At 39.5% G+C, this 5,405-nt stretch carries 5 protein-coding genes and 1 tRNA gene; 4 read left to right on the top strand and 2 right to left on the bottom strand.

Going from position 1 to position 5,405, the window contains the following annotated elements; genetic code table 11:
- Positions 1 to 126: 126 nt before the first annotated feature.
- Positions 127 to 837 (bottom strand): 4Fe-4S double cluster binding domain-containing protein, encoded by a 711-nt coding sequence (locus tag PLK24_RS07865; protein WP_324477923.1) that lies wholly within the window; start codon positions 835 to 837, stop codon positions 127 to 129.
- Positions 838 to 1,150: 313 nt separating this feature from the next.
- On the opposite strand from PLK24_RS07865, the gene PLK24_RS07860 reads away from it, so the two are divergent.
- The 4 genes from PLK24_RS07860 to PLK24_RS07845 all read left to right on the top strand — a co-directional run bounded on the left by PLK24_RS07860 (position 1,151) and on the right by PLK24_RS07845 (position 4,844).
- Positions 1,151 to 2,284, top strand: coding sequence for a uroporphyrinogen decarboxylase family protein (locus PLK24_RS07860; RefSeq protein ID WP_324477921.1), 1,134 nt, complete (start codon positions 1,151 to 1,153; stop codon positions 2,282 to 2,284).
- Positions 2,285 to 2,393: 109 nt separating this feature from the next.
- Positions 2,394 to 3,536: a uroporphyrinogen decarboxylase family protein gene (locus PLK24_RS07855; protein ID WP_324477919.1), complete on the top strand. Its 1,143-nt coding sequence runs from the start codon at positions 2,394 to 2,396 to the stop codon at positions 3,534 to 3,536.
- A 91-nt stretch (positions 3,537 to 3,627) separates the two neighbouring features.
- Positions 3,628 to 4,734 carry a DUF4432 family protein gene (locus PLK24_RS07850; RefSeq protein WP_324477917.1) on the top strand — a complete coding sequence of 369 codons (1,107 nt, stop codon included), beginning with the start codon at positions 3,628 to 3,630 and terminating at the stop codon, positions 4,732 to 4,734.
- 34 nt (positions 4,735 to 4,768) lie between these two features.
- Positions 4,769 to 4,844: transfer RNA gene (locus PLK24_RS07845), tRNA-Thr, on the top strand.
- A gap of 22 nt (positions 4,845 to 4,866) precedes the next feature.
- Here PLK24_RS07845 and PLK24_RS07840 read toward each other — a convergent pair.
- On the bottom strand, positions 4,867 to 5,283 hold the full coding sequence (locus PLK24_RS07840) for a VOC family protein (RefSeq protein WP_324477916.1): 417 nt from the start codon (positions 5,281 to 5,283) through the stop codon (positions 4,867 to 4,869).
- Positions 5,284 to 5,405: the final 122 nt, after the last annotated feature.

The raw sequence follows: 5,405 nt of genomic DNA, 5'->3' as shown, positions 1-5,405 counted from the left end.
GTATTTTTAGGATAGATCCTTATCCCAAATCAAAACTACAGTTATTTCACTAATACTATATTTTAACAGTGTATTGTAATGCGTGTGCATCTCATCTTTTCTTATTCCTTAATTCAAGACTTTAATTCAACACGATTTTGACTTTTGCCTCATAAGATAATGCTGGGTCCAAGGACAGGAGACAATACAAATTCCACAGACCGTTCCCTCGATTCCAACCGGTTGGGAGAGCTTGATGGCAGTTTCCCGGCAGGTGAAAGCATTGAAGAAGCTTTCACGGGGATGATTTATATCCCAGTTGTTTCCCAATGGAGCATGGCCGGGACAACTTTCAACACACAACCTACAGTCACCACATTTACTTTGATTGATGGGTTTCGCAGTCGGTAGTGGACAATCAGTGAGCACCGAAGTAAGACGTATGGCACTTCCATATTGCTTGGTGGTGAGGAGGGCTGATTTACCTATCCAACCAAGCCCAGCGCGAGTTGCTATTGTTTTATGGGGCAGAAAGGTCGACAGAGTATTGAGATCGAAATGCTCAGTTGTCGGTTCGATAGGGAAGGCTTTAAATCCCAGATTGACCAGGATTAAAGCAGCAAATTTTCCTAAATCGGATAGAAAAAGATTCACTCTTTTATATTCTTCAAAATAGTCTGCAGTAGGTCCCTGGTTAATTTTTGCTATTATTGCTGGGTTCAGAGCAATTGCAATTGAAATAGCATAAGGAAATGATTTGGTAATATCAGGAGAAAGACCACTTAGATTGGCAAAGCCAATCAAAGAAGCTCCTTCTTCTAAAAGTGACTGAGTTATTTTATCACCGTATGATTCCATTCATGATCGCTCCTGTTTGATTAAAATGGATTTTATTTCTTTTTTTAAATTATAACCTTTAAACGGATTAACTGGTTTAATTAATAAACTCCTTCCATAATTTTTTTTGGAAATCGGAAATTAATTAGGTATTGAGATAAGATTGGGTCAAAATATGTTATAGTAAACGAGAGAATAGCTTGTTATTTCGCACTTTTTAACGGAAAGTTGACAAAGTTTAATATTTCATTTTCGATACAAAGTTGGTAGGTTTTTGCAAGCAGTTTGTATAACAATTTAAAACCATAGGCAAAAAGGGGAAAAAATGGATAAAATGACCTCAAGAGAACGTTTTCGAAAGGCATTAAATCACCAAGAACCCGACCGTGTTCCTATCGATGTTGGACAGGACTTTCATAATGGAATCCACGAAGTTGCCTATCGAAATCTTCTTGCCTTTTTGGGAGAAGAGGATGATATCCGGCTTTATGATCGGATCCAACATTTGGCAGTTTGTAAGGAGAGCATTTTAGAGAGGTTGCATGCTGATACCAGGTATGTATTTGCCAATGCTCCTTCTAATTGGCAAATAAAAGTTCATGCTGACTCCTCTTGGGCTGATGAATGGGGAGTCGTTCGAAAAAATGTTGGGCTATACGACGAGAGCATTCAGTGCCCTTTGGCAGGTGCATCTATTGATGAAATTAAAAGCTACCAAATGCCTGATCCGGTTGATCCTGCTCGTTTTACTGGTTTGAAAGAAAGAGCGAAAGAGCTTTATGAAGGAACCCAATATGCCATTATTGGCGGTAGCGCCGCTTCGCTTTTTTACCTTTCTTCCGAATTGATGGGTTTTCAGGAATACATGGAACGTTTGGCTCTCGAACCTCAAGTTATAGAAATCCTGGTGGATCGCATTTTAGAATGGGAAATAAAGTTTTTTGATAAGTACCTGGAACAAGTTGGTGAATATGTCGAATTGGTTTGGATGGGCGACGATTGGGGAATGCAGTCAGGTCCAATAATAAACCCAAAAATATTTAAAAAATTATTTATGCCTCGTTATAAAGAATTTACTCATTTTGTAAAATCCAAAACCCAAGCAAAAATTGCTTTGCACTCCTGCGGCTCGATCCTTTGGGCAATGGAAGATTTGTATGAGGCTGGAGTCGATGTCATTCATCCTTTGCAAGCGACTGCCTTTGATATGGGGGATCCGGAAAAAATCAAAAAGAGTTTTGGTAATAAATTGGTTTTTTATTCCAACCTTTCCAATCAATCCATCATTCCCCATGGTACTCCCGAAGATGTGATAAAAGAAGTCCGGGATAAGATCAAAATTTTAGCTCCAGGCGGGGGGTATATCATTTCCGGGGGTCACAATATTCAGGCAGACGTTCCACCACAAAACATTCTTGCCCTATTTGATACTGCCTATCAGGAAGGTCATTATCCAATTCATAATTGAGTTAAGGGCAATTCAAACCAATGAAAAGATGAACTGATAATAATTCTAAACTTTTAGTCATGAAAACTTGTTTTAAATTGGAAAAAATGAATAGGGAGGAGATAAACCAATGAAGGCACGAGAAAGACTCATTACCACCTTTCAGGGAAATAAAGCTGATCGAGTGCCGGTTTCACCGTTTATATTCTTAAATAACATTTATGAAATGTTTCAATATAAACCGGATATTGACCACTTTCTCAGTCCTCAGGATTTTGATGTTGCTGAAAAATTTGTTGCCTATCATGACTACTTTGGTTTTGATGTGCTTTTTTCACCCGGACTGTTATGGGACTCATATATTCCCGAAACATCGGACAATTGGGAGGTTACCATAACTAAGGAGGGTGATGCCGACTCCCAACTCCGAACCACCCTGGTTAAGACTCCTGATGGAAATTTAACCCAGGTCATGCGCTTCAATCGGAGTTCAACCTACATGGTCGTATTGGCTGTTGAAAAATATATCATTGAGAATAAGCAGGATTTTGAAATATTTGCCAAATATGCTCCCCCAGCTCAGTTTATCGATTACGAGTTAATCAGTAAAGCTCGAAAAGTAGTTAATGATAAAGGCCTCATAAACGTTGCCACCCATGGTGCTTTTAACACTCTGAATCAATTCCGAAAATTAGAAGATATGATGATGGATCCGGTGGTGGATGAGGGATTTTACCGTGCCATGATGGATTTTTTCCTAGACTGGAATATAAATCATTTAAAGGAAGTGATTGCAGCTGGTTCCGATTCAATAGAAATCGGTGGAAATTTAGCTACCAGCGGAGTGGGGCCTCGTTTTTTCCAAGAATATGTCATGGAATACGAAAATCGACTTTGCCGACAGATTCATGAAGCCGGAGCTTTCGTGGTATATCACAACTGTGGAGATGCTCAAAAAATCATGCATTTATATAATGACCTGGATATCGATGTTTGGGGATATGTAACAACTCCTCCATTTGGAGATGTCAATCTTGATGATGCCCTGCGGATTATTCGTCCCAATATGGCTCTTCGGGGAAATATCGATCAGGTTGAATTCCTCCGTCAGGCATCACCCCAGGAAATTAAAGAAAAAGTCAAATGGTTGCTCGACAAAGTAAAACCACGTGGAAACTGGATTCTCTGTACCAGCGACTTTTTCTTCGATGGAACACCCTATGAGAATATCCAGGCTTTTGCTGAAGCCGGTCTCGAATATGGAAAATATTGATCGAATTCAATCAACTAACCATAAAGAAAAGGTGAAATGCTTTACAGGCTTTGAATAGACTATAAACTTGTGACGAGTGGGGTTTAAGTAAATGGAGAAACCAGTCTATAACAATTTTTATCACTACAACCGTAATTACGGTTGTCGGGTACAGGAAATAATTTGGAATGGTTTTAAAACCCTTATCATTGAAAATGAAAAATTGCGAGTTAGTATTTTAGTCGATAAAGGGACGGATATTTTTGAGCTGCTTTATAAGCCCATGGATATTGATTTTATGTGGCGGAGCCCTCTTGAAGTAAACACCTTAAATCCAAACTTACCAACCAAGAGCTTTGATGCGGGAAATTATATGGATACTTATGAAGGCGGCTGGCAGGAAATCATCCCGAATATCAGCACCCCGAGCAATTATAAAGGGGCAGCAATGGGTTTTCATGGGGAATTGGTTTTATTGCCCTGGAAATATGAAGTTATTACCGATACACCCTATGAGGTGAAAGTTTTATTGAAAGTCAGAATGAAGAGGGCTCCTTTATTAGTAAAAAAGTATATCACTCTCAAATCCAATGAATCCCTTCTGGAGTTCGAAGAGATCATTCAGAACGAAGCCGATGAGGAATACCAATTCATGTGGGGGCATCACCCAACCTATGGGATTCCCTTCCTCGATGAAAGCTGTGTCATTGATCTCCCCCAGGGTGTGATTGGTCAGGTTTATCAGGAGGATTTTTCTGGAACCAGTATTTTTCCAGCCAATCAAGAATTCAATTGGCCTTACTTGAAAGATTTGCGAGGAAATCAGGTGGACCTCAGCCGAGTCATGGCCCCGGAAATGAAGACGGCTTTTAATATTTATATTAAAAACCTGAAAGACGGTTGGTACGGGATTACTAATTTATCCAAAGGGATTGGCATTGGTTTTCAATGGGATGTCAATATTTTTAAATACCTGTTGTTGTGGTCGGTCTATCGCGGTTTTTATGGATTCCCTTTTTATGGAAAAACCTATAACCTGGCTTTGGAGCTCTATTCTGCTATTCCCGATGATTTAGATGAGGTCATCCGGCTCAATCGTGCACTGTGCCTGAAGCCGGGTGAAGAACTACGCACCATTTTTCATACCATCGTTTATCAATCTTCTTCCCGAATCCAAGGTTTTAACCAACAGCACCAACCGATTCTTCTTGACGAATAAATGCAGCTATTGTAGTATTTTGATTTGCATGGATGCCGGTGTAGCTCAGCAGGCAGAGCAGTTGATTCGTAATCAACAGGTCACCAGTTCGAATCTGGTCGCCGGCTCCAGAAGGCTCATTTATAATAACCTCTAATCCGTATCTTGTATGAATTGCCAGGGAATACCAAATTTATCAATAAGCATCCCATAGCATTTACTATAAAAGGTTTCTTGTAAATCCATCAGGACTCTTCCGCCATTTTTCATCTTATTGAACAACGATTGAACTTCATCTAAATCTTTACTTCTAATCGTAAGGACAATGTTATCTCCCTGGTTGACCTGCGTATCAGGAGTTGTATCCATAAACATTACAACCGTGCCAAAAATTGTGAGACTGGCATGCATGATTAAGTTTTTGGTTTCTTCAGTCACCGGCATTTGGGAATTAGGCGGAGCCTCTCCGTAGGTCATGATGGCTGGTTCTTCTAAACCAAAAACCTGAGCATAAAAATTTACTGCCTCACGGCAGTTTTCGTTAAAATTAATAAAGACATCCATAGGCATTTTCATTCCCACCCCTAATATCTAAAATTTTGTATTTGAATCTGGTCCTCGTTTTTTCATTCCTCCAAAAAAAAGATCAATAATCTCTGGAGTGAAGTTCATGGTTTTTCCATCTTATAATA

The sequence above is a fragment of the Atribacter sp. genome (genome assembly GCF_035418125.1).
Lineage (GTDB): Bacteria > Atribacterota > Atribacteria > Atribacterales > Atribacteraceae > Atribacter > Atribacter allofermentans.
This window is presented reverse-complemented; position numbering and strand designations above follow the sequence as displayed.